At 32.4% G+C, this 1,292-nt stretch carries 1 pseudogene; it reads left to right on the top strand.

The annotated features are described in order from the left end of the window. A pseudogene (locus tag ACFIO3_RS13285) lies at window positions 1-129 on the top strand (aspartate transaminase); the annotation flags it as partial. Between the last annotated feature and the right edge of the window lie 1,163 nt (window positions 130-1,292).

Here is a 1,292-nt window from a genome sequence, read left to right as displayed (position 1 = left end):
GCTGTTGCTGTCGTCCAAGGGTCTGCTTTTGGACTTGGATTAACTTTTCGTATTTCTTATGCAACATCAGAAAAACTGCTTGAAGAAGCTTGCTTACGTATCCAGCGCTTTTGCAACAGTTTAACTTAAAATTTTTAACATCATCTCTTGTGATTGTTTTTTTGCCGAATGTTAGTATATCCGAGAAAATACCAGAAACTGCGTCATGGTCTAAATCTATCGATTCAGCAAAAATATCTATGAATAAACACAAAAATAGATGCTGTAGATAAAGATCAAAAAAATCTAGCTATCAAATAAATGAATCGGTCTCTTATCATAAGAGATGACAAGCCTATTCTGCTTTCTCCATTCAATTTATAACTCTAAAAAAGACCGAGCACTTTTAAACACAATTGCCCTTATAATCAAAGGCCCTTACAATAAAATCTCTTCTATTTCTTTCTCAGCTTCTTCTTCGTCCTAAAATGAAGAAGAAGCCACCTCCCATCGTTGTGTAAACAATCCAGTTTCCTTTAAGTTCTATCTAATAACTACTTGATTTACTTCATAGGCTTTATGAACAAGACCTGCCTTAAATATTCATCTCACATTCTAATAAAAAGCACTTCATGTATAAGGTTTTAAATATTTTATATCACGCTCCTAAAAGACAGACTTTTACAGTACAGTAGAATACCCCCTCTCAAATTCCTCATTGAATTTTAGTATTCTTAAAAAAATTGTTGGATATCCGCCAGTTTCGAAATTTTTTCTTTATCATCTTCCCATATATTGCAATTTCTAGGGACTCTTTCAAAAATTAAAAAAAAAGCCGGACATATGTCCGGCAAATTTGGAAAATCCTCAGAGATAAAATCAATCTGATAGATCTTCGTAAGGGAACACTCAAGAAAACGAAACTGGGAGGCAACATAATCAAGAGATAATATTCTATGTCATTTTATAAGGAAAAGCACAATAAAGACTTAAGCGTATCTGCTATGCGATAAACACATAGCTTTAAATTTGTCTCCATCATGTACCACTCTCTTTAATTAAATAGTAAAAATGTTAACTACACCATCACACGATTTTCCATTTTTCAATATATAATAACCCTCACCGTTGCTAGCATTCATAAAAAACATTTATCCCTCTTTTCAAAAATATTTATCCGCACAGACTCCCTCCACTTTTAATGTGCAACAAATAATTTTAATTGATTCAATATAGGCAAATTTGAAACGAAAGAATATTACGGGAGTCTCAAGTTGCAAAATAGCTAATTGTCCCTTATAAATTAAGATATT

This window comes from Bartonella sp. AD328YNZD (assembly GCF_042196425.1).
The sequence above is the reverse complement of the archived record's forward strand: the minus strand, read 5'-3'. Positions and strand labels throughout refer to the sequence as shown.